This is a genomic window from Pseudomonas sp. VD-NE ins (assembly GCF_031882575.1).
GTDB lineage: Bacteria > Pseudomonadota > Gammaproteobacteria > Pseudomonadales > Pseudomonadaceae > Aquipseudomonas > Aquipseudomonas fluorescens_BZ.
Map to the genome: position 1 here is coordinate 1,436,986 of NZ_CP134772.1, position 24,630 is coordinate 1,461,615.

Annotated in this window: 24 protein-coding genes; 11 read left to right on the plus strand and 13 right to left on the minus strand. The window is 60.3% G+C overall.

The window, feature by feature from the left end; translation table 11 throughout:
• Positions 1–308 precede the first annotated feature (308 nt).
• The 4 genes from RMV17_RS06220 to RMV17_RS06235 all read right to left on the minus strand — a co-directional run bounded on the left by RMV17_RS06220 (position 309) and on the right by RMV17_RS06235 (position 6,579).
• Positions 309–1,997, minus strand: coding sequence for an ATP-dependent DNA ligase (locus RMV17_RS06220; protein ID WP_311886019.1), 1,689 nt, complete (start codon positions 1,995–1,997; stop codon positions 309–311).
• The gene (locus tag RMV17_RS06225) at positions 1,994–3,028 is read right to left on the minus strand and encodes a ligase-associated DNA damage response exonuclease (protein ID WP_034154963.1); all 1,035 of its coding nucleotides are present in this window, start codon (positions 3,026–3,028) and stop codon (positions 1,994–1,996) included. The genes RMV17_RS06220 and RMV17_RS06225 overlap by 4 nt, the downstream gene beginning before the upstream one ends.
• A 264-nt stretch (positions 3,029–3,292) precedes the next feature.
• Complete coding sequence (locus tag RMV17_RS06230) at positions 3,293–5,743, minus strand: penicillin acylase family protein (RefSeq protein WP_311886021.1); 2,451 nt, start codon at positions 5,741–5,743, stop codon at positions 3,293–3,295.
• Positions 5,744–5,934: 191 nt separating this feature from the next.
• Positions 5,935–6,579 carry a glutathione binding-like protein gene (locus tag RMV17_RS06235; RefSeq protein WP_311886022.1) on the minus strand — a complete coding sequence of 215 codons (645 nt, stop codon included), beginning with the start codon at positions 6,577–6,579 and terminating at the stop codon, positions 5,935–5,937.
• 146 nt (positions 6,580–6,725) lie between these two features.
• Here RMV17_RS06235 and RMV17_RS06240 point away from each other — a divergent pair, with 146 nt between their 5' ends.
• Positions 6,726–7,283 (plus strand): cysteine hydrolase family protein, encoded by a 558-nt coding sequence (locus RMV17_RS06240; protein ID WP_311886023.1) that lies wholly within the window; start codon positions 6,726–6,728, stop codon positions 7,281–7,283.
• A 217-nt stretch (positions 7,284–7,500) separates the two neighbouring features.
• On the opposite strand, the gene RMV17_RS06245 is transcribed toward RMV17_RS06240, so the two are convergent.
• The 4 genes from RMV17_RS06245 to RMV17_RS06260 all read right to left on the minus strand — a co-directional run bounded on the left by RMV17_RS06245 (position 7,501) and on the right by RMV17_RS06260 (position 9,296).
• Positions 7,501–7,704 carry an SEC-C metal-binding domain-containing protein gene (locus RMV17_RS06245; RefSeq protein ID WP_034154967.1) on the minus strand — a complete coding sequence of 68 codons (204 nt, stop codon included), beginning with the start codon at positions 7,702–7,704 and terminating at the stop codon, positions 7,501–7,503.
• Positions 7,701–8,195, minus strand: coding sequence for an LEA type 2 family protein (locus tag RMV17_RS06250; protein WP_034154968.1), 495 nt, complete (start codon positions 8,193–8,195; stop codon positions 7,701–7,703). Before RMV17_RS06250 ends, RMV17_RS06245 begins: the two co-directional genes overlap by 4 nt.
• A 122-nt stretch (positions 8,196–8,317) precedes the next feature.
• A complete protein-coding gene (locus RMV17_RS06255) occupies positions 8,318–8,794 on the minus strand; it encodes a YchJ family protein (protein WP_311886024.1) in 477 nt (158 codons plus the stop codon).
• A 4-nt stretch (positions 8,795–8,798) separates the two neighbouring features.
• Positions 8,799–9,296: a DUF6231 family protein gene (locus tag RMV17_RS06260; protein WP_311886025.1), complete on the minus strand. Its 498-nt coding sequence runs from the start codon at positions 9,294–9,296 to the stop codon at positions 8,799–8,801.
• 199 nt (positions 9,297–9,495) lie between these two features.
• Between RMV17_RS06260 and RMV17_RS06265 the strand changes: the two genes are divergently transcribed.
• From RMV17_RS06265 to RMV17_RS06280, 4 genes are all read left to right on the plus strand, one after another.
• On the plus strand, positions 9,496–10,191 hold the full coding sequence (locus RMV17_RS06265; protein ID WP_007918596.1) for an OmpA family protein: 696 nt from the start codon (positions 9,496–9,498) through the stop codon (positions 10,189–10,191).
• Between the two features lie 91 nt (positions 10,192–10,282).
• Positions 10,283–11,005: an OmpA family protein gene (locus RMV17_RS06270; RefSeq protein WP_311886026.1), complete on the plus strand. Its 723-nt coding sequence runs from the start codon at positions 10,283–10,285 to the stop codon at positions 11,003–11,005.
• Positions 11,006–11,168: 163 nt separating this feature from the next.
• Positions 11,169–11,450 (plus strand): DUF1145 domain-containing protein, encoded by a 282-nt coding sequence (locus RMV17_RS06275; protein ID WP_311886027.1) that lies wholly within the window; start codon positions 11,169–11,171, stop codon positions 11,448–11,450.
• Complete coding sequence (locus tag RMV17_RS06280) at positions 11,443–12,201, plus strand: collagen-like protein (RefSeq protein WP_311886028.1); 759 nt, start codon at positions 11,443–11,445, stop codon at positions 12,199–12,201. The genes RMV17_RS06275 and RMV17_RS06280 overlap by 8 nt, the downstream gene beginning before the upstream one ends.
• An 81-nt stretch (positions 12,202–12,282) precedes the next feature.
• On the opposite strand, the gene RMV17_RS06285 is transcribed toward RMV17_RS06280, so the two are convergent.
• Positions 12,283–13,425, minus strand: coding sequence for an IS481 family transposase (locus tag RMV17_RS06285; protein WP_409373099.1), 1,143 nt, complete (start codon positions 13,423–13,425; stop codon positions 12,283–12,285).
• Positions 13,426–13,698: 273 nt separating this feature from the next.
• A complete protein-coding gene (locus tag RMV17_RS06290; protein ID WP_007918589.1) occupies positions 13,699–14,163 on the minus strand; it encodes a CopD family protein in 465 nt (154 codons plus the stop codon).
• Between the two features lie 99 nt (positions 14,164–14,262).
• On the opposite strand from RMV17_RS06290, the gene dinG reads away from it, so the two are divergent.
• From dinG to pdxH, 5 genes are all read left to right on the plus strand, one after another.
• The gene (dinG, locus tag RMV17_RS06295; protein WP_034154974.1) at positions 14,263–16,407 is read left to right on the plus strand and encodes an ATP-dependent DNA helicase DinG; all 2,145 of its coding nucleotides are present in this window, start codon (positions 14,263–14,265) and stop codon (positions 16,405–16,407) included.
• A gap of 95 nt (positions 16,408–16,502) precedes the next feature.
• Positions 16,503–18,983 (plus strand): beta-galactosidase, encoded by a 2,481-nt coding sequence (locus RMV17_RS06300; protein WP_311886029.1) that lies wholly within the window; start codon positions 16,503–16,505, stop codon positions 18,981–18,983.
• Between the two features lie 191 nt (positions 18,984–19,174).
• On the plus strand, positions 19,175–20,320 hold the full coding sequence (locus tag RMV17_RS06305) for a serine hydrolase domain-containing protein (protein WP_311886030.1): 1,146 nt from the start codon (positions 19,175–19,177) through the stop codon (positions 20,318–20,320).
• A 113-nt stretch (positions 20,321–20,433) separates the two neighbouring features.
• Positions 20,434–21,534, plus strand: a complete 1,101-nt coding sequence (locus tag RMV17_RS06310; RefSeq protein ID WP_311886031.1) for an OmpA family protein — start codon at positions 20,434–20,436, stop codon at positions 21,532–21,534.
• A 24-nt stretch (positions 21,535–21,558) separates the two neighbouring features.
• Positions 21,559–22,206, plus strand: a complete 648-nt coding sequence (gene pdxH, locus RMV17_RS06315) for a pyridoxamine 5'-phosphate oxidase (protein ID WP_311886032.1) — start codon at positions 21,559–21,561, stop codon at positions 22,204–22,206.
• A 5-nt stretch (positions 22,207–22,211) separates the two neighbouring features.
• Here pdxH and RMV17_RS06320 read toward each other — a convergent pair whose 3' ends face one another.
• Complete coding sequence (locus tag RMV17_RS06320) at positions 22,212–22,448, minus strand: hypothetical protein (protein ID WP_108225270.1); 237 nt, start codon at positions 22,446–22,448, stop codon at positions 22,212–22,214.
• Positions 22,449–22,627: 179 nt separating this feature from the next.
• Here RMV17_RS06320 and RMV17_RS06325 point away from each other — a divergent pair, with 179 nt between their 5' ends.
• On the plus strand, positions 22,628–23,092 hold the full coding sequence (locus tag RMV17_RS06325; protein WP_008086349.1) for a glycine zipper 2TM domain-containing protein: 465 nt from the start codon (positions 22,628–22,630) through the stop codon (positions 23,090–23,092).
• A gap of 73 nt (positions 23,093–23,165) precedes the next feature.
• Here RMV17_RS06325 and RMV17_RS06330 read toward each other — a convergent pair whose 3' ends face one another.
• Together RMV17_RS06330 and RMV17_RS06335 are read right to left on the minus strand one after the other, a co-directional pair.
• Positions 23,166–23,417 carry a pyocin S6 family toxin immunity protein gene (locus RMV17_RS06330; protein ID WP_064119793.1) on the minus strand — a complete coding sequence of 84 codons (252 nt, stop codon included), beginning with the start codon at positions 23,415–23,417 and terminating at the stop codon, positions 23,166–23,168.
• Between the two features lie 10 nt (positions 23,418–23,427).
• Positions 23,428–24,621 (minus strand): S-type pyocin domain-containing protein, encoded by a 1,194-nt coding sequence (locus RMV17_RS06335; RefSeq protein ID WP_311886033.1) that lies wholly within the window; start codon positions 24,619–24,621, stop codon positions 23,428–23,430.
• Between the last annotated feature and the right edge of the window lie 9 nt (positions 24,622–24,630).

Sequence of the window (24,630 nt, forward strand, 5' to 3'; positions counted from 1 at the left end):
AGCGCTTGTGGCGCAGAATTATTGTTACTGGAACGCGTACGACCTATAGAAAGTAGCAATTTCCGAACCAGAGTCCCGAACAAGTGTTTTAAAAGGTTGAGCGGGGAGAGATGAGAGCGATTGAATGCCCGGAAATGGGCATCGCAGAAAGCCTGCACTGATTTGTGGCGGATCGTTCCCACGCTCTGCGTGGGAATGCAGCCCGGGACGCTCCGCGTCCCCTCCCAAGCCGAACGCGGAGCGTCCGTTGAGGCATTCCCACGCGGAGCGTAGGAACGATCAAAAAATCACTGTCCCGGAAAAAGGGGTCAGGCCAGCAGATCCTGCAAGGTGGCAAGGCTATCCGCCTCATCCACGGTTTTGTCCTGGCGCCAGCGCAGCATCCGTGGAAAACGCACGGCAATCCCGCTCTTGTGCCGCCGCGAAAGGGCGATGCCCTCGAAACCCAGCTCAAACACCAGACTCGGCTTCACACTGCTCACCGGGCCGAATTTCTCCACGGTGGTCTTGCGCACGATGCTGTCGACCTGGCGCATTTCCGCATCGGTCAGCCCCGAATAGGCTTTGGCAAACGGCACCAGCGCGCGTTGGCTGGACTCGGGCGGACCGTCCCACACGGCAAAGGTGTAATCGCTGTACAGACTGGCCCGCCGACCATGGCCGCGCTGCGCATAAATCAACACGGCATCGACACTGAACGGATCGACTTTCCATTTCCACCAGACGCCCATGTCCTTGGTGCGGCCAACCCCATAAAGCGAATCCCGCGCCTTGAGCATCATCCCTTCAACGCCCAGCCGCCGTGAGGCTTCGCGCTGGCGGGCGAGGTCGAACCAGTCGCTGCCGGTCAGCACCGGTGAGGGCAGCAGCACCGGGCTGTTACAACGGTCGATGACCTCCTCCAGTTGCGCGCGGCGTTTGGCCTGCGGCTGGTTGCGCCAGTCTTCGCCCTGCCATTCGAGCAAATCGTAGGCGAGCACCACCACCGGTACGTCTTCGAGGATTTTCTTGTCGAGAGTCTTGCGGCCGATACGTTGTTGCAGCAGGGCGAAGGGTTGCACCGCGGGAGGTTCGGTCGATTGCGGATCGAAGGCATCTTCAGTGCGCGGATGCGTGCTTTTCCACACGACGATTTCGCCGTCGATCACCGTGCCGTCGGGCAAGCCGTGTACCAGCACATCCAATTCGGGAAAACGCTCGGTCACCAGTTCCTCGCCACGCGACCAGATCCACAGGCGGCCTTCACGTTTGACCACTTGCGCGCGGATGCCATCCCATTTCCATTCAATCTGCCAATCGCTGGCCGGGCCGATCAGCGTTTCGAATTCTTCCACCGGTTGCGACAAGGCATGGGCGAGGAAGAACGGATACGGCTGACCGCCACGCTGGGCATGTTCATCGCTGGATTCAGGGGCGATCAGTTTCAGGTAGCTGGCGGCGCTCGGCCGGTTCGACAGATCGGTGTAACCGACCAGACGCTGCGCCACGCGCTTGCTGTCCAGCCCGGCCATCGAGGCCAAGGCCCGGGTGACCAGCAATTTCGAGACGCCGACGCGGAAACTGCCGGTGATCAATTTGATGCACAGCATCAGGCTTGATCGGTCCAGTTGCGCCCACAGGGCCGGCAGTTGTCGGCTCAGGAACTCCGGGGTTTCACCGCGTAGCGGCAGCAGTTTGTCTTCAATCCATTCGGCAAGGCCGGCCTCTGAGCTGTGCGGGTTTTCCGCGAGCACCAGCGAAATGGTTTCCGCCAGGTCGCCGACCGCTTGATAGCTTTCCTCGAACAGCCACGGTTCCAGGCCGGAGATCTCAACGGCGAGTTCGCGCAGGATTCGAACCGGCACCAGTTGCCTGGGGCGGCCACCGGAGAGGAAGTACACCGCCCACGCAGCGTCATGCGGTTCGGCCTGGGCGAAGTAAGTCTGCATCGCCGCCAGTTTGGCGTTGCTTGACGTGGTCGCGTCGAGTTCAGCGTACAACTCGGCGAATGCTTTCATGCTGGCATCTCGGCGATGGTCGGTTCGGCAGCGATATTTTCTTCTTCGTCATCGCCGTATTCGGTGTTGAAACCTTGGGCATCCAGACCTTGTTCGCGCAGATGCCGCACGAGCACGCCGATCGAACCGTGGGTGACCATCACGCGTTCCGCGCCGGTCTGCTCGATGGCCCACAGCAGGCCGGGCCAGTCGGCGTGATCGGAGAGCACGAAACCGCGGTCGACACCGCGCCGCCGCCGCGTGCCGCGCAATCGCATCCAGCCACTGGCGAACGCATCGCTGAACTCGCCGAAGCGGCGCATCCAGGTGCTGCCTCCGGCCGAGGGCGGCGCGATGACCAGTGCCTGACGCATGATCGGGTCGCTTTTCTTCACATCACCCGCGTAGATCGTCGGCGGCAGATACACGCCCGCCTCGCGGTAGACCCGGTTCAGCGGTTCGACCGCACCGTGGCTGAGAATCGGGCCGAGGCTTGCGTCGATGCCGTGGAGAATCCGCTGAGCCTTGCCGAACGAATAGCAGAACAACACGCTGGCCTTGCCGGCGGCGATGTTCGCAGCCCACCACTGATTGATCTCGCTGAACACCTGCGCCTGTGGCTGCCAGCGATAGATCGGCAGGCCGAAGGTCGATTCGGTGATGAAGGTGTGGCAGCGCACCGGTTCGAATGGGGCGCAGGTGCCGTCGGGTTCGATCTTGTAATCGCCCGATGCGACCCAGACTTCACCGCCGTATTCGAGGCGCACCTGTGCCGAGCCGAGCACATGCCCGGCGGGGTGAAAACTCAAGGTGACACCGTGATGCGTCAGGCGCTGGCCGTAGGTGAGGGTTTGCAGGTTGATGTCCTGTCCCAGTCGCGCGCGCAGAATCCCTTCGCTGGCGCTGCTGGCGAGGTAGTGCTGGTTGCCGGTACGGGCATGATCGCCGTGGGCATGGGTAATGACCGAGCGCTCGACGGGGCGCCACGGATCAATGTAGAAATCTCCCGCAGGGCAATAAAGGCCTTCGGGGCGGGCGATAACAAGGTCCATGTCGTTACCAGAAATGGGGGGCTTGTTAGCTATGAGGTTGGCGCGTGTCCGGAAGTTCTATCGACTTTGAAGAGTCACCCTCACCCCAGCCCTCCCGAAACGTCGGACCGCCCGAGGTGTCTGGCGAGTGACATCGACCTGAAAAACCGAGTTGATTCCGGATTCGGCACAGCACTGTCAGGTCGGCGTAAGTCTGCAGCATCCCCCAATCAGTCCCCTCTCCCTTTGGGAGAGGGTTAGGGTGAGGGGCTTTTGATTTACAGCTTATTTGCCGGGAGTAAGGGTCAAACGGGTTTTGCCGTAAACCCGATCAAAGTTCTGCGGCTGCATCGGCAAGCCGATGTACTGCCCCTTCAGCCACGCATCAATCCCGTTGAGGTAATTCGGACTCACCGGATTACCCGATTGCCCCGTACCGTTCTGCCCCATCAGCGGCTCAGCCTGACCGAAGTCGACGATGAAGCGCATCGACGGTGCACGCGTGGTGGTGAAATCCTGACCCCAGGCAAACGCCGAAGTGTTCAACGTGGTGTGATCGCCACCGGCCGCCAGTGGCCCGCGCACGGTCTGGCCATTGCCGTTCTTCCACGCATAGCTGTGCAACTTGCCCCACTGCCAGGCCCGGTGATCGCCGCCCAACTGACTGTCGCCAGCGCTGATCGCTGCGGCGAAGCTGCGCGCAAGAATCAGCGCTTTGTCTTCTTTCTGCGGCGTGCGGATGTCGTCCCAGAACGGGCTGTCTTCACGTCCCAACAAATGATCGGCCTGCGCCGCGTAGGACAAATCACCATTGGCGATAAACGCCTTCCACGCAGGACTCGATTCCGGACCGAGCTCATCGAGGAAGATCTGCTTCATGCTTTCTTGCAGGAACAGTTCGTAGATCGCCGCATCCGCCGACGTCGGGCTGAGCTTGCCGTCGAACGCCATCAACCGCGTGAACGCCTCGCGCGCCTTGCTGCGATCCGCCTCCGGCAGGGCATCGATCGCCTGTTTCAGCGGTTGCTTCATGCCCGGTGCTTCGAAGACTTTCTTCAACTTGGCAGCGAAGGTGGTGGTCTGGTCGTATTGCATGGCGATCACGCTGCGGCTGTCGTGCTTGCCGCTGCCGGCCAGTTCCGCCAGACGTTCGCCACGTTCCGGTGCGGCCCACGAGTTCGACAACTGCATGCCGTAACCGTGTGGAATCACGCGCTGGTTGGCGGTGCCGAGCCAGCCTTGGGCCGGGTCCTGATCGTACGGGTGCAGCATCGGGTCGGCGTAACCGTCCCAGTCGTAACGACCTTCCCAGCCCGGCGACGGCAACAGACCTTCGCCTTCGCGACGGTTAGGGAAACGCCCGGTGACCTGCCAGCCGATGTTGCTCGCGTCGGCGAACACAAGATTCAGGGCAATGGCGCGGATCTCACGGCTGGCGTCCGAGGCGCGCTCGACGGTTTGCGCGCGGGTCAGATCAAAAAACGCATCCAGCGATTTGTCGTCGGTGAAGCTCGGGGTCTGCAAGGCCAGACCGTAGCCGTTGCCTTGCGCCGCGGCCTGGGCACTGTTGAGCAGCGCGCCGTGGCGGGTTTCGTACACCGCTTCACGAATCGGTCGCTGACCTTTGACGAAGTAGGTTTCGTTGCGCACGCCCAGCGGTTGCCATTTGCCGTTGACCTCGTAGGTCAAACTGCTGCCCTGACGACGGATTTTTTCCAGAAACAGGTCCTGGTTGTCGCCGAGCACGCTGGTCGTGCTCCACGCTACTTTGCCGTTGAAACCACCGAGGACCAGCGGTAAACCGGCCACGGTCACGCCAGCGGCCTGGTATTTCGGTGCGCGGATCTGCACGAAGCTCCACAGCGACGGCGCGGCCAGCGGCCCATGGGCGTCGCTGGCCAGCAGGCTCTTGCCGCTACGGCTGCGTTGCGGAGCGATCGCCCAGTTGTTCGAAGACGTGGTGCCCAGCAGGTTCAGCGCTGACAGTTGCTGGCTGGCGTTGCTCAGTTCGGTCAGCCCCGGGATTTGCCCGTTGAGCTTGAGGCCTTGCAGCTTGTCGGCTTCGGCCAGTGGCAGGTTCTCATCGGGGGCGGACGGCGTCAGCCAGGCGAGTTTGTCGGTGGTCACGGTTTGTGCGAGCACCAGCGAGGAAACTTCTTCCGGCAGGTTGGCTGACTGGCTGAAATTCAGCAGGGCGAAAATCAGCGCCGAATCTTCCGGTTTCCAGTACTCAGGCTTGTAACCGCTGGAGGCGAGGTCGCCCGGCAGTTTGTCGGCGTAGCGGAACAGGTAGGCGTTGACGCCCCGCGCATAAACTTCGAAGAAGCGCTTGAGGCGTGGCGACGAGGCTTTATAGAGCTCGGCGGCGCTTTTTTTCAGATTGACCGCACGCATGTAGCGGTCGGCATCGAGCATCGACGCGCCGGACATTTCCGCCAGACGGCCCTGAGCCAAAAGGCGCAGGGTGACCATCTGGTTGATGCGATCGCTGGCGTGGACGTAGCCGAGGCTGAACAGCGCGTCGTGGAAAGTATTACTTTCGATCAACGGCATGCCCATGGCATTGCGTCGCACCGACACGTTCTGCGCCAGGCCCTTGAGCGGCTGCACGCCGGAGGTTGGCGGGAGGGTGTCCTGAGCATTCCAGGTCTGGCAACCGGACAGGCCCAAAACACCGGCCACTGCTGCGGCAACGCCGAACCGGGGAAGAAAATGTGTGAGGGCTGGCGAGGCCATGGCAAAGCTCCTGCGGGGGGTAGCGTCAGTAAAGGCGCTACGTTAGTGAGCAGGAGGTGGCCGCGCAAGCGGGGGCGGGGGTTATTTGCGTATTTCTGTCGAATGGAAAAGATCGCAGCCTGCGGCAGCTCCTGCATAAGCATGCATTCCTCTGTAGGAGCTGCCGAAGGCTGCGATCTTTTGCCGTTCAATCAAGCCTTCGGTGGATTGATTTTCTGCACCAACGCGTAGGCCTTCACTGTTGCCGGGCGATCCTTGATGTGGTTGAACCAGCGCTGCACATGCGGGAAGTCTTCGAGATTCTGACTCTGCCATTTGTGCGAGACGATCCACGGATAAATCGCCATGTCGGCAATGCTGTATTCGCTGCCAGCGACGAATTCGTTATCGGCCAGTTGCTTGTTCAACACGCCGTATAACCGTGCGGTCTCGTCGATGTAGCGCTTGATCGCGTAAGGGATTTTCTCTGGGGCGAACTGGCTGAAGTGGTGATTCTGCCCGGCCATCGGCCCCAGTCCGCCCATTTGCCAGAACAGCCATTGCAGCACTGTTTGCCGACCGCGCAGGTCTTTGGGCAAAAACTTCCCGGTCTTCTCTGCCAGATACAAAAGAATCGCCCCGGATTCGAACAGCGACAGCGGCTCGCCCGCATCGGCCGGTTCATGATCGACGATGGCAGGGATGCGGTTGTTCGGCGCGATTTTCAGAAAGTGTGGCTGAAACTGCTCACCCTGACTGATGTTGATCGGGTGCACGTTGTACGGCAGACCGGCTTCTTCGAGGAACAGGGAGATCTTGTGGCCGTTGGGGGTGGTCCAGTAATACAGGTCGATCATGGAGAACTCCAAAGCAGAAATGGACTTGCGTGCGGACAGCAAACGCCGGCGTCAGGTCGTCCCGTGTGCGTTCGATAGCTTGCTTAAGGGGAAGAGGTGATGCTGAACTGCGCAGAATTCAATGACCCCGCGTGAGAAAAATCGCCATGGAGCTTCGGGCCAACGCTGCACTGATCATCATCGACCAGCAAAAAGGCATCCTGCAGCCACGTTTGGGGCGAAGGAATAATCCTCAGGCGGAGGAGAAAATCCTTGATCTGTTGGGGCTTTGGCGGCGTAGCGGCCGGCCGGTGGCGCATGTGCAGCATTTGTCGCGCGAGCCGGATTCGGTGTTCTGGCCCGAGCAGGAAGGGGTGGAGTTTCAGCAGCGGTTTTTGCCGCAGGCCGGTGAATGGCTGATTCAGAAGCAGGTGCCGGATGCGTTTTGTGCTAGCGGATTAGAGGCGCGGTTGCGTCAGGCGGGGATCGGGCAGTTGATCATTGTTGGCGTGGCGACGAACAACTCCGTCGAATCCACGGCGCGCACGGCGGGGAATCTGGGGTTTGATACGTGGGTGGCAGAGGATGCGTGCTTCACCTTCGACAAGGCGGATTATTTCGGCACGTTGCGTACGGCTGAAGAGGTGCACGGGATGTCGCTGGGGAATTTGCACGGGGAGTATGCGACGGTGGTCAGTGCTGCACAGATCCTGGCAGCCGACTGATAAACCTGTGGGAGCTGGCTTGTCGGAACGCCGCATCGCAGCGATGGCGGAGTACCAGGCGACATCAATGTTGAATGTGCCGGCCTCATCGCTGGCAAGCCAGCTCCCACAAGGTCTGCGGATGTCCACAGAAAATGTGTTCAGCGCAGATCAAAGGTGGGAGCGAGCGTGCTCGCGAAGGCGGTGGGTCAGGCGAAGAGGGTCTTCGCCCAAGGCATCACGCGCCGTGGCACTTTTTGAATTTCTTGCCGTTGCCGCATGGGCACGGGTCGTTGCGGCCGACGTCTTTCAGGGCGTTGCGCACCGGTTCCTGGTGGGCGTGGCCGCAGTTCGGGCCGTGAACGTGGCCGTGGTCATGCTCGTGATGATGGTCGTGATCGTGGTTGCAGTCAGGGCCATGGACATGAGGTTGCTGGGTCATCGGTGTTGCTCCGGAATTAAATCGGCGGGGATTATCACGCCATTGCGCTCAAGGTGCACGTAGTGGGCGATGAATAAACCGGTTTCCATTTCGCCCTGCAAACGATAGGGAATCTGCTGGTTCGGATTTTTCAGCATTTTCACCACGTCTTTTACCTTCGGCCACAGGTTGGTGCGGATCGGCACTTTGAAGTAGGCGCTGCGCTTGGGTCCGACGGTGAACCAGTGTTCATGCTCACCCTCGGCCAGCAGCATATCGGCCAGATGAATGCGGTATTCCAGCCCCCGCACGGTCAGGTCGCTGTCGTTGGGGTTGTCGATGCGAAAGTGCAGGATGAATTTCTGTTCGAGCAGTTTGGCGCGCACCACTTCGACTTTCACCAGATGCACGGCGGGGTCGACGCTGTCATCGCTGAACCACGACGCGCAACCGCCGAGGTTCAGGATCAGCATCAAAAACAGAAAATGTAGTGTGCGCCAGCGACCGAGCATGGTTTTACTCCCTTTGCGGGCAGTCTAGCCGCTAAAAGATCGCAGCCCTCGGCAGCTCCTACAGAGGAAACGCAAATCCTGTGTAGGAGCTGCCGCAGGCTGCGATCTTTTGATCCTGAACCTCAAGCGCCGAAATACCCCGCGCAGCATTTCTTGAACTTCTGTCCACTGGCGCACGGGCAACTGTCATTGCGCCCCAGCTTCAATTGCACCGTCGGATCAATGAAGTACCAGCGTCCGGTGTTCTGCACGAACGAGGAGCGCTCGCGATGGCTGTGTTCGCCCTGGTCGTCGTGCCAGCGCGCGGTGAAGGTGACGAAGGCGTGTTCCGGCTGGCCACCGAAGACTTCCGAGCTTTCGACATCCAGGCCGAGCCAGGTGCTTTGCGCGCTCCAGTTGCTGATCGACTGGCGATCCAGGCCCGCTTGCTGAGCGGGCAGGGTGGTCGCCACCAGATAATCGATCAACCCCAGCACATAGGCGCTGTAGCGTGAACGCATCAGGGCTTCGGCGCATGGCGCCGGGTGGCCGTCGTGATAATGGCCGCAGCAGGCCTCCAGCAGATTGCCGCTGCCGCACGGGCAAATGGCTGTACTCATTGCATTACCACCAGTATTTCCCGAAGTTTTCCGGATTGGCCCAGAACCGTGAGTTGAGCCAGTCGGGGACTTGTTTGTAGTCAAGCAGATCATAGGTGAACAGGTTCAGCACTTGATCGTCGCGTTGAAAACGTTCACTGGCTTGCAGTGCCAGTGAATAGAAGTCGGTTTCCTGCCAGCCGCTCGCCGACAGGTCCGCCAGCACGGCGATGCGACTGGCGTTGAGATTGCGAATTCCGCCCAACAGGTTAAGGCCATCGCGCTTGGGCAAATGTTCCAGGCAATCGACCACCAGCGCCAGGTCGAAACGCTGTGCCGCCAGTTCGGCAGGCAGTGCGCCCGGCGCGGCATGGGCCACAACGGTGTCTGGATGTGCCTCTTTAAAGGCGCTCAGGGCCGGAAACTCACTAGCGCCAATCAGCAGCAGACGCGCCGGGGCGTAGCGATCCAGCAAAGCGGCCAACGCCTGTTGCGGCGTGCGGGAAGAAATGGCGACGTTCATCAAAGCTCCTCAATCAGACCGCCAAGACTAGCCTGCCTGACGTTGGCGGCAAAGAGCCCTGTTCCGCCCGTTTGCGGCAAATGTGCCGAAGTCCTGTGAACACGCTCGCAAACAGCGGTGGCCTATTGCTGGCGGAGATTAAAACTCCGGTCTTTACTCCCTGAATCGGTTCTAAGCCGATCCCTCAGGAGAAAACCAGATGAGCATAGTTCGGACAGCATTACCTTTGATTCTGCTAACCAGTGTGTTGACTGGTTGCGCAGGTTTGCAGAAAACCGACTGGCCGACCTGTGCGGCGGTCGGTGGTGTCGTCGGTGCCGGCCTCGGCGCAACCGAAAGTTCGGCATGGGCCGGTTACGGTGCGTTGCTGGTCGGTGGCACGGCAGCGGCCTATTGCTGGGTTCACGGTGATGGCGACGAAGACGGCGATGGTGTGCCGGACAGTCGCGACAAGTGCCCGGGCACGCCTAAAGGCGTACAGGTCGATGCTGACGGTTGCCCTCCACCAGCGCCTGCACCCGTGGTCGAAGAAGCTGTAGTGGTCAAGGAAGAAACCATTGTTATCCGTGATGTGCACTTCCAGTTCGACAAAGCCACGCTGACCGGCCCTGACAAGCAAGTGCTCGACAAGGTCGCCACCCGCCTGAAACAGGAATCCTCGACGGCGCAACTGACCGTGACCGGTCATACCGACAGCGTGGGCAGCGATGCCTACAACAAGAAACTGTCGGATCGTCGCGCGCACTCGGTGGTGGATTACCTGATCCAGCAAGGTGTGCCTCGCGCCAGCTTCGTTTCGGTGTCCGGTCTGGGTGAAAGCCAGCCTGTTGCCGACAACAAAACCGCTGACGGCCGCGCGCAAAACCGTCGTACCGAAATCAAAATCCAGCGTTGAGCCCCTCTCGCATCCGCGGCTTGTGCAGTCGCGGATGCGGGTCTTTACTCCTGTGTAACCGGTATGGGCCGGTGACACAGGAGCTTTCACAATGACTGTTTTCTCAAGGTCCGTCTTGCCGGTGCTGCTGCTAGGCAGTTTGCTCACCGGTTGCGCCACCCACAGCGATGGCACTGCACCCCTCAATCAACGTACGTGGCCGATCTGCAGCCTTATCGGCGGGCTGGTCGGTGGCGGTCTCGGCGCCATTGAAAGTGGCGGCTGGGCCGGTGGCGGCGCGGCGCTGGGGATCCTCACCGGCGGACTGATCTGTTATGCCCAGGACGGCGATGAAGACGGCGATGGTGTGTTCGACCGCCGTGACCGTTGCCCGGACACCCCGGAAAATACTCCGGTCGATCACCGTGGTTGCCCGTTGCCGCAGTACCCGGTCACGGAAAAAGTGCCGGAGCCTGCACCGCAAACTGAAGTCATCACCCTCAGCGATGCCGGCAACGTGCTGTTCGATTTCGACAAATCCGACCTGACCCCGGCGGCGAGAGCCCAGCTCGATACGCTGATGGACAAACTGCGTAATGCCGACGTGGTGAGCATCAAGGTCATCGGTCACACCGACAGCAAAGGTTCGGATGCCTATAACCAGGCATTGTCGGAACGGCGTGCGAGCAGTGTCGCGGCGTATCTGCTGAGCCAGGGCCTGGCGCCGAACAAACTCACCAGTGAAGGTCGCGGTGAAAGCGAACCGGTCGCTGATAACGCCAGCGATGAAGGTCGCGCGCAGAACCGTCGCGTGGAGTTGCACATCAATCGTTAGGACGTGTCCGTAGGGCGCAGGCTAGAGCTGCCGGGCGACGATCAGCGTCGTTCCGGCAGCCATTTGGCAGACGATGGAAGTTTTTTCATTTACCCCTCTGGCTTATCCCCCGCAGAAGCCGTTACTGTGCGCCCAAAGAATAATTCGCAACACGGGGGAGCGTATGAAAGTGTTCTGGGGGCTGGGGCGGTTTTTGACCCTGCTGTTCTGCTGTGTGGTGCTGGCCAACCAACTGGTGCCTTTCGTACATCCGCTGCATCTGCTGGTCAATCTGGCCGGCGGTCTGCTGTTGCTGATCCATGTGTTCGAAGTGCTGCTGTGCAATCGCAGCCTCAAAGGTCGCCCGCACCCTTGGCGTGATCGTGGCCGTATCCTGCTGTTCGGCGTCTTCCACCTGCAAACCATCCCGGCCCCGGCCGCTCCGGAGGCTTCTTCCCATGCGTAAACTCTGCTTGCTCGCTGCATTTATCAGTCCGTTGGCCTGTGCCCAGGTGGTCAGTGTCGAAACCAACTCGCTGATGCGTCTGCCCAATACCACCAGTACCTTGCAGCTCGAACGTCTGGACGTCGCCGATTACGGCACTTTGCTGGTTCCGGCCAACGTGACCGAGTTGACGGTGGGCGAATTGCGTCTTGGCCATGAAGCGCGCATCGCCATCGTACCGGCCGAACAGGCGCTGGAATTGAAAGTGGCCCGAGCCGAACTGAGCGAAGGCAGCCAGATCACCGCGCGCGGTGCACCGGGTACTTATGAAAAAGCCGCCCGTGCCGGGCGCAATCTGAATCTGCAATTCAAGGCGTTGAACGCGCCGCAGCTGTTGGTCGATGCCCGTGGCGGCACCGGCGCGCCGGGTTTTGTCGGCCTCGATGGCGGCAACGGTGAAGACCCGGGCTGCACCTACGGCGCGGCCGGGCATGGTTTTGATGGCAGTAACGGCAGTGACGGCCAACCGGGCGCTCCGGGTGCGCTGGTGCGTCTTGAAGTGCCGCGCGAGTTTCCCGCGGAGTTGATCAAGGTCAATGTGGCTGGCGGCAACGGTGGCCCGGCGGGTGTTGGCGGTAAAGCAGGGAAGGGCGGCAAGTCCAAGGGCTGCCTGGTGTATCGCGCCGATGGCGGCAAGAATGGCAAGGCCGGGGCGGATGGACAGCCTGGGCCAGTGGGGGCGGCGGGGGCTGTGACTGTGCAGCGCCTCTGAAAGTTTTACCCTCACCCCAGCCCTCTCCCTGTATGTACCGGACACATGGTGGACACATGTTCGGAGACATGGTGGACGGTTTTAGATCTTCTTACCTGCCGTGACGATCTGCAAGTTCAAGTCGATTCGGGCGATACGATGTCTACTCCAGTAGACATCGTGGATGCCGTCCTCCGTCGTTTCCCGGATAGCCACTGACCTCCCGTAAAACGCCTTCCCGACAGTGTATTCACGGTTGCCCCAGTAGATCTCGCCCTTCACCTGAACCTTCCTGACCACATCTCCATCGTCGTACTCAGGCGCCGCCGGTTGCTCCTGATATTCCCGCGGGCTGCTGCTGTAGCGAGTAGCAGGAACCTGCATGCCCAGTGCTTGATGAGGACGCTTCTGGTTGTAGATATCACGCCAGATATCAAACGCCCGTTGTGCATCGTCCAGATCGATGAAGAGTTGGCCTTGCAGGACTTCCCTTTTCAGGCTGCGGTGGAAGCGCTCCAGCTTTCCTTGGGTTTGCGGGTGATAAGGTCGGGAGTGGCCGACCTTGATGCCCTGGCTCATCAGCCAGACCTCCAGCGCGGTATAAACGCCGGTCTGGTCACCCCATGGCGAACCGTTGTCCATCGTCATGCGCAGAGGCAGACCGTAGAGCCGAAAGGCCCGCATTAGTTGCTCCTGAACGGTTCGGCGCTGCTCATTGGCGCACGCAGCGATGCACAGTGAGAACCGCGAGTGATCGTCCAGTATCGTCAGCGGATGGCAACGTCCGTGGTTCAGGCTGATATGACCCTTGAAGTCGATTTGCCAAAGATCGTTGGGCGCCTCGTGCTCGAACCGGATAAACGGTTTGACCTCGGCAGCCTTTGGGTCAACGCGCGAATGACGCTGTAAAACCGCATGCACGGTGCTGACAGAGGGCATCACTTTGCCGTCGTCTTCCAACACGCGCTTGAGCTTGCGAGCGCCCCAAGCGGCGTACTCCTGACTCACGGTCAAAATCTGCTGCTCAACCTCTTCAGCGCAGCGTTTGGGTGACGTCTTTGGTCGTCGAGACTGATCGATCAACCCTTGCGCACCGAGATTTTCAAACCTGTTGAGCCATTTGTAGGCAGTGCTTGGGCTGATACTGAATCGACGGCAAAGCTGCCGAACATTGGCCCCTTCTTGCCGAGCCAACAGCACGAATTCTGAACGAAGCTGCACAGTGGACACCTCTTCCCAGGACACAGGTCATCTCCTTGGTGATGAGCAATGTGTCTATTAAAATGTGTCCACCATGTCTCCGAACACCCGTCCACCATGTGTCCGGTACATACACTCCCAGAGGGAGAGGGAGCCGACCGAGGTGACTCAGGCTACCCATCGACCTGAAAAACCGAGTCGATTATGGATTCAAAGCAAATATCTCAAGTCGGCGTAACTCTTCAATATCCCCCATTCAGTCCCCTCTCCCCTTGGGAGAGGGCTAGGGTGAGGGGCTTTTGATCTTTGCCCCAATTTTCAGATCATTGGCCGAGCCGCCGCAATCGCCACCAGCACCAACCCGACAATCAGATTAAGCCCCACCACCCGGCGAATCCGCCCCAGCACCGCCGCACCCGCCGGCCAGTCCTTCGCGTCCACCGCCGTACGCAACTCCGGCAGCATCAACCCCTGAATACGGATAAACAGCGCGGTCATCACCACATACAAGCCCATCATCACCTGCACATACTTCGGCGCGGTCTCAAAGCCGACCTGCTGCAAATGCAACATGCCCACGCCGCTGATCGGCAACAGGATCACCGCAACCCAGACCCAACGGAAAAAACCTTGAAACACTTCCACCCACAAGGTCAGTCGGGCAGGACCGTCGAGGGCCTTCACAGCCGCGGGGCGCAGGACCATCCAGGCGAAAAACATGCCGCCGACCCAGACCAGGGCGGACAGCACATGCAGGGGATAGACGAGGCTAAAAAGTGTCATTGGGTTACTCCGTTCTGCGCGGGATTAATTAGCGGGGTATGATAGCCGCCATCCGAAACCACTGAAAATTTATCCAGCGTTTTTTGCGCCCGACAATCCATGATCAGTACTGAACTCAAAACCACGATCCAGGGCGCCTACTCGCGTTTTCTAGAGGCCAAGAGCCTCAAGCCGCGTTATGGCCAGCGCCTGATGATCGCTGAAATCGCCAAAGTCCTCGGGGATATCGACACCGACGACGAAGGCCGGCGCAGTGGCGACCCCGCGATTGTTGCGGTGGAAGCCGGCACCGGTACCGGCAAGACAGTGGCCTACAGCATGGCGGCGATCCCGACCGCGAAAGCTGCCGGCAAGCGTCTGGTCATCGCCACGGCGACCGTCGCGCTGCAAGAGCAGATCGTCTACAAGGATTTGCCCGACCTGATGCGCAACAGCGGGCTGAATTTCACTTTCGCCCTGGCCAAGGGCCGGGGCCGCTACATGTGCCTCTCCAAGCTCGACATGCTGCTGCAGGAAGGCCACGCGCAGACCGCCACCGCGCAGCTGTTCGAAGAAGAAGGCTTCAAGATCGAGGTCGATGAGGCCAGTCAGAAGCTGTTCACCAGCATGATCGAGAAGCTTGCCGGCAATAAATGGGACGGCGACCGCGACAGCTGGCCGAATGCGCTGGAAGACGCCGATTGGGCGCGCCTGACCACCGATCACAGCCAGTGCACCAACCGCCATTGCCCGAACTTCGGCCAGTGCGCCTTCTACAAGGCCCGCGAAGGCATGGGCAAGGTCGACGTGATCGTCACCAACCACGACATGGTTCTGGCTGACCTGGCATTGGGCGGCGGTGCAGTGCTGCCGGATCCACGCGACACCATTTATGTGTTCGACGAAGGTCACCACCTGCCGGACAAGGCGATCGGCCACTTCGCCCACTACACGCGCTTGCGCTCCACCGCCGACTGGCTGGAAACCACGGCGAAAAATCTGACCAAACTGCTGGCCCAGCATCCGCTGCCGGGCGACCTCGGTAAATTGATCGAACAAGTGCCGGAGCTGGCGCGAGAGATCAAGGCCCAGCAGCAGTTCATGTTCAGCGCCTGCGAGCAGGTCGCCGATTTCAAACCCGGCGAAGACGTTGAGGGCCGTGAACGCCCGCGTCATCGTTTCGTTGCCGGGGTGATTCCCGAACACATGCGCGAAATGGGCATCGAGCTGAAGAAAGGCTTTTCACGCCTCAACGATCTGTTCACGCGCCTGACCGACCTGCTCAAGGAAGGCATGGACGGCGAGGTCAACATCGGCATCGCCAGCAATCAGGCCGAAGAGTGGTATCCGCTGTTCGGCAGCCTGTTGTCCCGCGCTTCGGGCAACTGGGAGCTGTGGACGGCGTTCACCGCCGAAGACCCGGAAGACAGTCCGCCGATGGCGCGCTGGCTGACCCTGGCCGAAAGCGGCTCGCTGTTCGACATCGAGGTTAACGCCAGCCCGATTCTGGCGGCGGAAACCTTGCGCCGCAGCTTGTGGAACGTGGCTTACGGCTGCCTGGTGACCTCGGCAACCCTGACGGCGCTGGGCACCTTCGACCGCTTCCGCATGCGCGCCGGCCTGCCGAAAAAAGCCGTCACCGCGGTGGTGCCGAGCCCGTTCCATCACGCCGATGCCGGCGTGCTGCGGGTTCCGGATCTGAAAGCCGACCCGCGCGATGCCGCTGCTCATACGGCAGCGATCATCCGTGAGTTGCCGGATCTGGTCGAAGGCTCGCGTGGCACCCTGGTGCTGTTCTCTTCGCGCAAACAGATGCAGGACGTGTTCGACGGCCTCGACCGCGACTGGCGCAAGCAAGTGTTCATTCAGGGCAATCTGTCGAAGCAGGAAACCCTGAACAAGCACAAGGCGCGGGTCGATGGCGGTGATTCAAGTGTGCTGTTCGGTCTGGCCAGTTTCGCCGAAGGCGTCGACTTGCCGGGTGCCTACTGCGAGCACGTGGTGATTGCCAAGATTCCGTTCTCGGTCCCGGACGATCCGGTCGAAGCGGCGTTGTCGGAGTGGATCGAGGCCCGTGGCGGCAATCCGTTCATGGAAATCTCCGTGCCCGATGCCTCACTGAAGCTGGTGCAAGCCTGCGGGCGTCTGCTGCGCACCGAAGAAGACCGCGGCACCATCACCTTGCTCGATCGGCGCCTGGTCACCCAGCGCTACGGCAAGGCGATCCTCAATGCGTTGCCGCCATTCCGTCGTGAAATATCCTGAGACAACGGTGGGCAGTTTTGCCCGCCGTGTTGTCTATCTCTCTGCCATCGCTTTTCCATTGGCCATTGTTGGTCGTTAGGGAGAACTCCGTTCTTATGATCCGCCGTTCGTTGCCCGCCGTATTTGCCTTGATCTTCGCCACGCCGCTGTTCGCGGCGCCTGCGGGTCAGCAAACCCTGTTCAACTTTGTCCGTCCTGCCGACGTGGTGAAAATCGCCACCGAAAACGCTGATCTGCCGCAAGCCAACGCCGAGCAAACGCCTGAAGGCGAAGTGCTGCGCCGGGTGACGTTCAACCCGGTGGCGCGCCCGACCTTGCGCCTGACGCCGCAGACCGGCGCGTGGGACTGGTCGCAGTCCGGGATGATGACCCTGCGGTTGCAGAGCGCAATGGACTGGGCGGTGACGGTCTATGTGCAAATCCAGAGCAACGACGGCCGCACCCTGGTCAGCCGCGTCGACCTGCCGGCAGGCCCTGCGCAAACCCTGTTGGTGCCGCTGGTCGCATCGTCACCGTTGAGTCTTGGCATGAAAGCCGGGCCACCCATGCCAATGACGGTCGATGGTCAGCGGATCCTGCTGGCCAGCAGCAGCGGTGAGATCGATCGCAGCCAAGTGGTTTCGGTGAGCTTGTCTTTGGATCAGCCGAAAGTCGCCCAGAGTTTGCTGCTGGAGCGTTTCGGTGTGCAGGACGGCGAATCGGTCACCCAGGCCGTTTACGGCAATCTGGTCGATGTGTACGGGCAGTCGACCCGCAGCAAGTGGCCGGAAAAGATCAGCAACGACGAGCAACTGAAATCCGCCGCCGCCAAGGAACAGCAACAACTGAAAACCTGGTTGGCCGAGCGTGAAAAGTCCTCGCTGGACAAGTTCGGTGGCTGGAACAAAGGCCCGGCGTTCAAGGCCAGCGGGTTCTTCCGCACTGAAAAGCGTGATGGCCGTTGGTATCTGGTCACGCCTGAAGGTCACCCGTTTTACTCGTTGGGCGTGAACACCGTCAGCCCGCAGGTCAATCAGACCTACGTGGCCGGTCGTGAGTACATGTTCGAATCCTTGCCCAAAGCGGATGAACCCTTGGCCAGTCACTTTGGCGAAGGCGACAACCGTGGCGGCAATGGTGTTGATCAGGGCCGGGGTTATGGCAACGGGCGCTGGTACGACTTCTACGGCGCCAACCTGCAGCGCGTGTACGGTGAACCTTGCAAAGCCGACAGTGAGAGCAAGTCCGGGGTAGCGGAAGCGGCCAAGTCTGCAGCCGCTGAAACGGCCGCCGTCCAAGCCGCCGAGCCTGCCCCTGTACCTGCCGAGCCGAAGTCCGGCGTCGCTGAAGCGGCCAAGACTGAAACCGTACAAGCGACGACAGAAAAGGCTGCCGAACCGTGCAAGGCCACCATCGATGAGCAGCAGTGGGCCAGCCACACGCTTGATCGCCTGCAAGCCTGGGGCTTCAACACGGTCGGCAACTGGAGTGCCGATTCGCTGACCGATGCCGAGCGCGTGCCGTACACCTTGCCGCTGTCGATTGTCGGCGACTACACCAGCATCAGCACCGGCAGCGACTGGTGGGGCGGCATGCCCGATCCATTTGATCCGCGCTTCGCCATGGCCACCGAGCGCGCTGTGGCTATCGCCGCCCGTGATCACCGCGATGATCCATGGCTGATCGGCTACTACGCTGACAACGAACTGGCATGGGCCGGTCCCGGCGATGATCCGAAATCCCGCTACGCGCTGGCTTACGGCACGTTGAAAATGACCACCGACGTGCCGGCCAAACGTGCGTTCCTCAAGCAATTGCGCGACAAGTACCGTAATCAGGCGGGGCTGTCGAAGGCGTGGGGCATCGATCTGCCGGCGTGGGAGTTGATGGAAGACCCGGGTTTCGTGCCACCGCTGCCGAATCCCGAGCATCCGGAAATCGAGGCGGACTTCAAATATTTCCAGAAAGTCTTCGCCGACACTTACTTCAAAACCATCTCCGACTCGCTGAAATGGCACGCGCCGAACCAGTTGCTGCTCGGCGGCCGCTTCGCCATCAGCACCCCGGAAGCCGTGGCCTCTTGCGCGCAGTATTGCGATGTACTGAGCTTCAACATGTACACGCTGAAACCGCAGGACGGCTATGACTTTGCCGCGCTGGGCGCTTTGGACAAACCGGTACTGATCACCGAATTCAACTTCGGCTCAGCGGATCGTGGCCCGTTCTGGGGCGGCGTCACGCCAGTGGTCAGGGAAGAAGATCGCGGCCCTGCATACGCCAATTTCCTCAAGCAGGCCTTGAGCGAGCCGTCGATTGTCGGCGTGCATTGGTTCCAGTATCTCGATCAACCGGTGACCGGGCGTCTGCTCGATGGCGAGAATGGTCACTTTGGTCTGGTGGGCGTGACGGATCTGCCGTATCAGGGCTTTGTCGAAACCGTGCGCAAGAGCAATTTGCAGGCGATTGATCAGCTTGGCAAAGAGGCAGAGAAAGCGGCCGCCGCAGCGGGGCATGAGGCTGAGGGCGGCCGCAAAGGCGAGGCCGGCAAAGGGTCGGGGGCAGGGCATGCCGGTGGTCATTCCGGCAATGGTCACTGACCTTTGATGCTCTAAAAAGATCGCAGCCTGCGGCAGCTCCTGCATGGGAACGCGTTTCTCTGTAGGAGCTGCCGCAGGCTGCGATCTTTTGACTTGGCTTTTAACCGTCCGGCCCGCAGCTGTTCCCAAATCCCTCTAGGGCTGGAACAATGCGGGCCACTTTGTAGAGCGTTTTCGCGGGGGAGTTGCGGGTGCAGATTCAGGGACATTACGAGCTTCAATTCGAAGCGGTGCGCGAAGCTTTCGCCGCACTGTTCGACGATCCCCAGGAACGCGGCGCAGCCCTGTGCATCAAGGTCGGCGGAGAAACCGTCCTCGACCTCTGGTCCGGCACTGCTGATAAGGATGGTGCTGAAGCCTGGCACAGCGACACCATCGCCAACCTGTTCTCCTGCACCAAAACCTTCACCGCCGTCACCGCCCTGCAACTGGTCGCCGAAGGCAAGCTGCAACTGGATGTTCCGGTCGCCCGCTACTGGCCGGAGTTCGCCGCTGCCGGCAAAGAATCCGTGACCCTGCGCCAATTGCTCTGCCACCAGGCCGGTCTGCCGGCACTGCGCGAGCTGTTGGCACCGGAAGCCCTCTACGACTGGCAAACCATGGTCGACGCCCTCGCCGCCGAAGCTCCGTGGTGGACGCCGGGCACTGGCCACGGTTATGCCGCAATCACTTACGGCTGGCTGATCGGCGAGTTACTGCGCCGCGCCGACGCTCGTGGGCCGGGCGAATCCATCGTCGCGCGTGTGGCCAAGCCGTTGGGCCTGGATTTCCACGTCGGTCTGGCTGACGAAGAATTCCACCGCGTGGCGCACATTGCCCGCGGCAAGGGCAATGCTGGCGATGCTGCCGCGCAACGTCTGCTGCAGGTGACCATGCGCGAGCCGACCGCGATGACCACCCGTGCTTTCACCAATCCACCCTCGGTGCTCACCAGCACCAACAAACCGGAATGGCGGCGCATGCAGCAACCGGCGGCCAATGGCCACGGCAATGCGCGCAGCCTGGCCGGTTTTTATGCCGGTCTGCTCGATGGCAGTCTGCTCGAAAGCGACATGCTCGAAGAGCTGACCCGTGAACACAGCCTCGGCGAAGACAAGACTTTGTTGACCCAGACCCGTTTCGGTCTGGGCTGCATGCTCGATCAACCGGACGTGCCCAACGCCACTTACGGTCTCGGCCCTCGTGCATTCGGTCATCCGGGTGCGGGCGGTTCCATCGGTTTTGCTGACCCCGAGCATGATGTCGCGTTTGGTTTTGTGACAAATACCCTTGGGCCGTACGTCTTGATGGATCCGCGCGCGCAGAAGCTTGCGCGGGTGCTTGCCACTTGTCTGTAAAACGTCATTTGAAGTTCCAGGGTCGGAACCTCGGCGTGATTTTCGTTTCAAAACGGCTGTTTATCCGGGCGAAAGTGCTCTGATTTTTCATTACTTCATTTTGTGGATTTTCAATGTCATCTAAAAAGACCCTCGCCCTGGCCCTGTGTGTAGCGATCACCGGTTGTGCACAGACCCCGAAAAACGATGCGGACGGCGGCAGTTGGTGGCCGTTCGGTTCTTCCGACAAGGTTGCGGCCAAAGAACCCGCGCCGGTCCCTTTGAAACCGGCTGCTACCGCACCGGTTGCCAAATCTGAAAGCAGCAGCCCATGGTACTGGCCGTTCGGTTCCGATGATGAAGCGGCCAAGGCCGACATGAAGGCTGAAGTCGCCCCGGAAGCGAAAAAACCGGCGACCGTTGCCAAAGCCGAAGCCGATGCAGGTGGCAAATGGTGGTGGCCGTTCGGCGGCAAGGATCAACCCACCACCAAAGCCGTGCCGATGCCGGATCCGAAAGTGACCCAGGCTTGGCTCGACGACTACGAACCGCGTCTGCGTGAAGCGGTTAAAGACAGCAATCTGCAACTCGAACGCCGTGAAAACGTGCTGGTTGTCACCGCGCCGGTCGAAGGCTCGTTCAACCCGGATCGTCCAGCCATGCTGCTGCCGGTCACCCTCGGCCCGTTCACCCGCGTAGCGAAAATCCTCGAAGCCGACCCGAAAACCGCCGTGCTGGTCCTTGGTCACAGCGATACCACTGGCGCAGCGCCAGCCAACATCAAACTGAGCCAGGAGCGTGCCCAGGCCGTTGCCGCGATTTTCCGCCTCAGCGGCCTGCAGCGTGATCGCCTGATGCTGCGCGGCATGGGTTCGGAAGCGCCGCGCGCCGCCAATGACAGCGTTGAAGGGCGTGCCCTGAACCGTCGTGTCGAACTGCTGGTGACTCCGCAGAACACCATGGTTGCGCTGCTGAGCAAGTACAACATGCCCGCGCCGAAGCCGGTGACCATGGTCGCCGCGCAAGACGTCAAGCCAGCTGCCAAACCGGTAACTCCAGCGCCTGCTGCGAAAAAAGCTGCTGTTCCGGCAACCAAAAAGGCTCCAGCGAAGAAAACGGCTGCCAAGGCCCCGGCTAAAAAAGCTCCGGCCAAGGCTCCAGCGAAAAAGACTGCTCCGGCCAAAGCCGCCGCGACCGACAAGAAAGTCGCCGCGACCGATACCACCAAGAAGTGATCCGCTAACGAAAAGGAATGCGCCATGACCCAGGCTCTGGCAGATATGCGTCGTGATTACACCCGGGATGGTCTGACCGAGGCGCAAGCCCCGGCCGAGCCGTTTGCGTTGTTTCACCAATGGTTTGCCGACGCGGTGAAAACCGAACAGGCGCCGGTGGAAGCCAACGCCATGACCCTGGCCACGGTCGACAAGGATGGGCGGCCGCATTGCCGCATTCTGCTGCTCAAGGGCCTGGACGAGCAGGGCTTCACCTTCTTCACCAATTACGACAGCGCCAAAGGTCAGCATCTGGCGGCCAACCCGTTTGCCGCCATGACCTTCTTCTGGCCGACCCTCGAGCGCCAGGTGCGCATCGAAGGGCGGGTTGTGAAGGTCACTCCTGAAGAGTCCGATGCGTATTATCAGGTGCGTCCACTGGGCAGCCGTCTCGGTGCCTGGGCATCACCGCAGAGCCGGGTGATCAACGGGCGCGGTGAACTGGAAAACTTGCTCAAAGCCACCGAGCAGCGTTTCTCCGACATCCAACCCGACTGCCCGGAACACTGGGGTGGTTACCGTTTGCTGCCTGAGCGCATTGAGTTCTGGCAGGGCCGTCCGAGCCGTCTGCACGATCGCCTCAACTACCGCTCACAGGGCGCCGACTGGATTCTTGAACGTCTGGCACCTTAAGCAGTCTACCGAGCGGGATAGCCTGCCGCAGCGGCCTCCAGCCACTTCGGCAGATCCCGGCGCTTGATCCTCTGCGCCTGAGCGTTCGCCAACTGCTCAAGCATGAAGGCGCGTTTGCCTTCATCCTTGCCCGCCAGCGACAGCGCCAGGTCGCGATCCATCCAGCGTTTGATCCGCACGTACAACCACCCGTGGAAGTACAAACCGGCGACAGTGGTGACGACGATGATGAAGTAATCCATGAAAATCCTTGGTGTCCGTGGCGCAGAATCGGTAATTTGGCGCTACTGTAGGGCTACATCAGGGAGAGCGTGCAGGCGTCTGTACCGCGCCTGAATGAAAGCCAATTTATCCGGGCTGAGTCGTGACAGGCGTCAAGCCACGGAGTTTAATGACTATATGTTTCTTTGGAGTTGATGCTATGCGTAAGTCTGTTCTGCTGGTTGCTTCCTTTTCCACGATGGCGATGTTGCTTACCGGCTGCCAATCGAGCCTGACCGGTGACTCCTACTCCCGTGACGAAGCGCGTCGCGTGCAGACGATTCGCATGGGCACCATCGAATCCCTGCGCCCGGTGAAAATCGAAGGCACCAAAACCCCGATCGGCGGCATCGCCGGTGCAGCAGTCGGCGGCGTTGGCGGCAGCGCCATCGGCGGCGGCAAGGGCAGCATCGTTGCTGCGGTCATCGGTGCGGTGGCGGGCGGTCTGATCGGCTCGGCGACCGAAGAAGGTCTGACCCGTACCCAAGGTGTGGAAATCACCGTACGCGAAGATGACGGCAGCATGCGTGCCTATGTGCAGCAAGTGCAGGAGAATGAAGTGTTCCGCGTTGGCGAACGCGTGCGCATCTCCACCGTTGGCGGGACCAGCCGCGTTTCGCACTAAGCGGAATTCAGGGTAAAGAAAACCCCGATCAGGTGACTGGTCGGGGTTTTTTTATTGCTTACAGCTAGGTGAGTCAATAATCGGCGCATGTTCCCATGAAGTACTCTAGTCCCTTCGGGAAGCTAACGTTAAGAAGAACTTCCAGCGCAGTTATCTGATCCGAGCTCAACATTAACTCGCCGGGCTCCAGTTCGTTCAAGGGCTTGGACTCGATCAGTTGTGCGACCTTTTCATTCATTTCGCTGCCGGTCACGTCCAGCTCGAATTGCATTGAATTATCTTGGACGTCATCAGGATAGAAGCCGGTTATAGAAAGATAGAGCATATGTCAGTCCTTAATTTCTCGAGGTTTTTCTATCTGGCTCTGCTGGCCCGGTTTGTTCACCTGTCAGGTGATTGAACTCACCCAAATGAGTCGTTCCCAGTTTGTCGTATTTTTCTACAGCATTACTTTTGTAATCCCACTCATATATTCGACCTTTGCGGTCGACCCAGCGTGCTCGCTGCTTTCCGCCACCTTGAACCGATGACTTTGACTTCACTCTAATCGCATCGGGGAACGCAGGAAGTGTTTTTGGGTGGCCGTAGTAAGCGTGGTCTCTAGCCCGACTGACAACGATATAAATCGGCCGAACCAATGAGCCTGGTGGAAACACTAGAATAAAATCCCGATAATCCGGCGGATAAACCGGATTCACCAGAATCCCGTCCGCCGCTCTCGTCGGCGGATACACCCAGATATGCGGCGCTTGCGGTGCAGCCTCCAGCGCGGGGATGCCGAGGATGTCGGAGCCATCCACAGCCGGCGTCCAGATCAGTTCCACACCTTCGCCCAAGTCAGCAATGAACTGGCTTCCACGCAACTTGAACTGCACGACATCAACCATTTCCCAATCGCGATTCTTGCCGGTGTAGAAGCCGTAGCCCTTCAGGCTGCCGTCGGCCTGCTGTTCGACCCTCAACCGAACACGCGTTCGCGCCTGTTCAAGTCCACGCAGTTGTTCGTCGGTATAGAGCGCGCTGTCACCAAGGCTCGATGGCATGAAAAGCGCAACCAAACCAACTAAAGGCGCAACAGCCGCACTAGATACAGCAGCGGGCAGTGCTTCAAACACCGATCCCGCCAAAGCCAGACTGCCAAATCCGGCCGGAACAGCAGTTGCACCGATTTTCTTGAGAGGAACTCCGCCGCTTTCATCGGCCTCACGTGCGCCCAGCAGGATCAGGTCGCCGTAGTCCTTCAGACTGTCAGTCGGCACCATCCCCGCAGGACTGGAGTAATCGATAATCGCATCCGGCAATTTGCAGGACTTGGCGAAGACGCAGCCGGCACGAACGGGCTCTGTCTTTTTGACCGCCACCTCACGGCTGCGCTCGAAAGCCTCCTGCCGCGCCAGCATGGCGTCGTAAGCGTTTTGTCTGGCGTCGCGCTCGGCCAGTTCAGTGGCCGTCATGTAGCGGTAGGTGACGTGATGCCCGTCGCCTTGCGGTGGGTTTTGAACCCGAGGAATGTCCTTGTTGCCAGCCACTGATCGTCC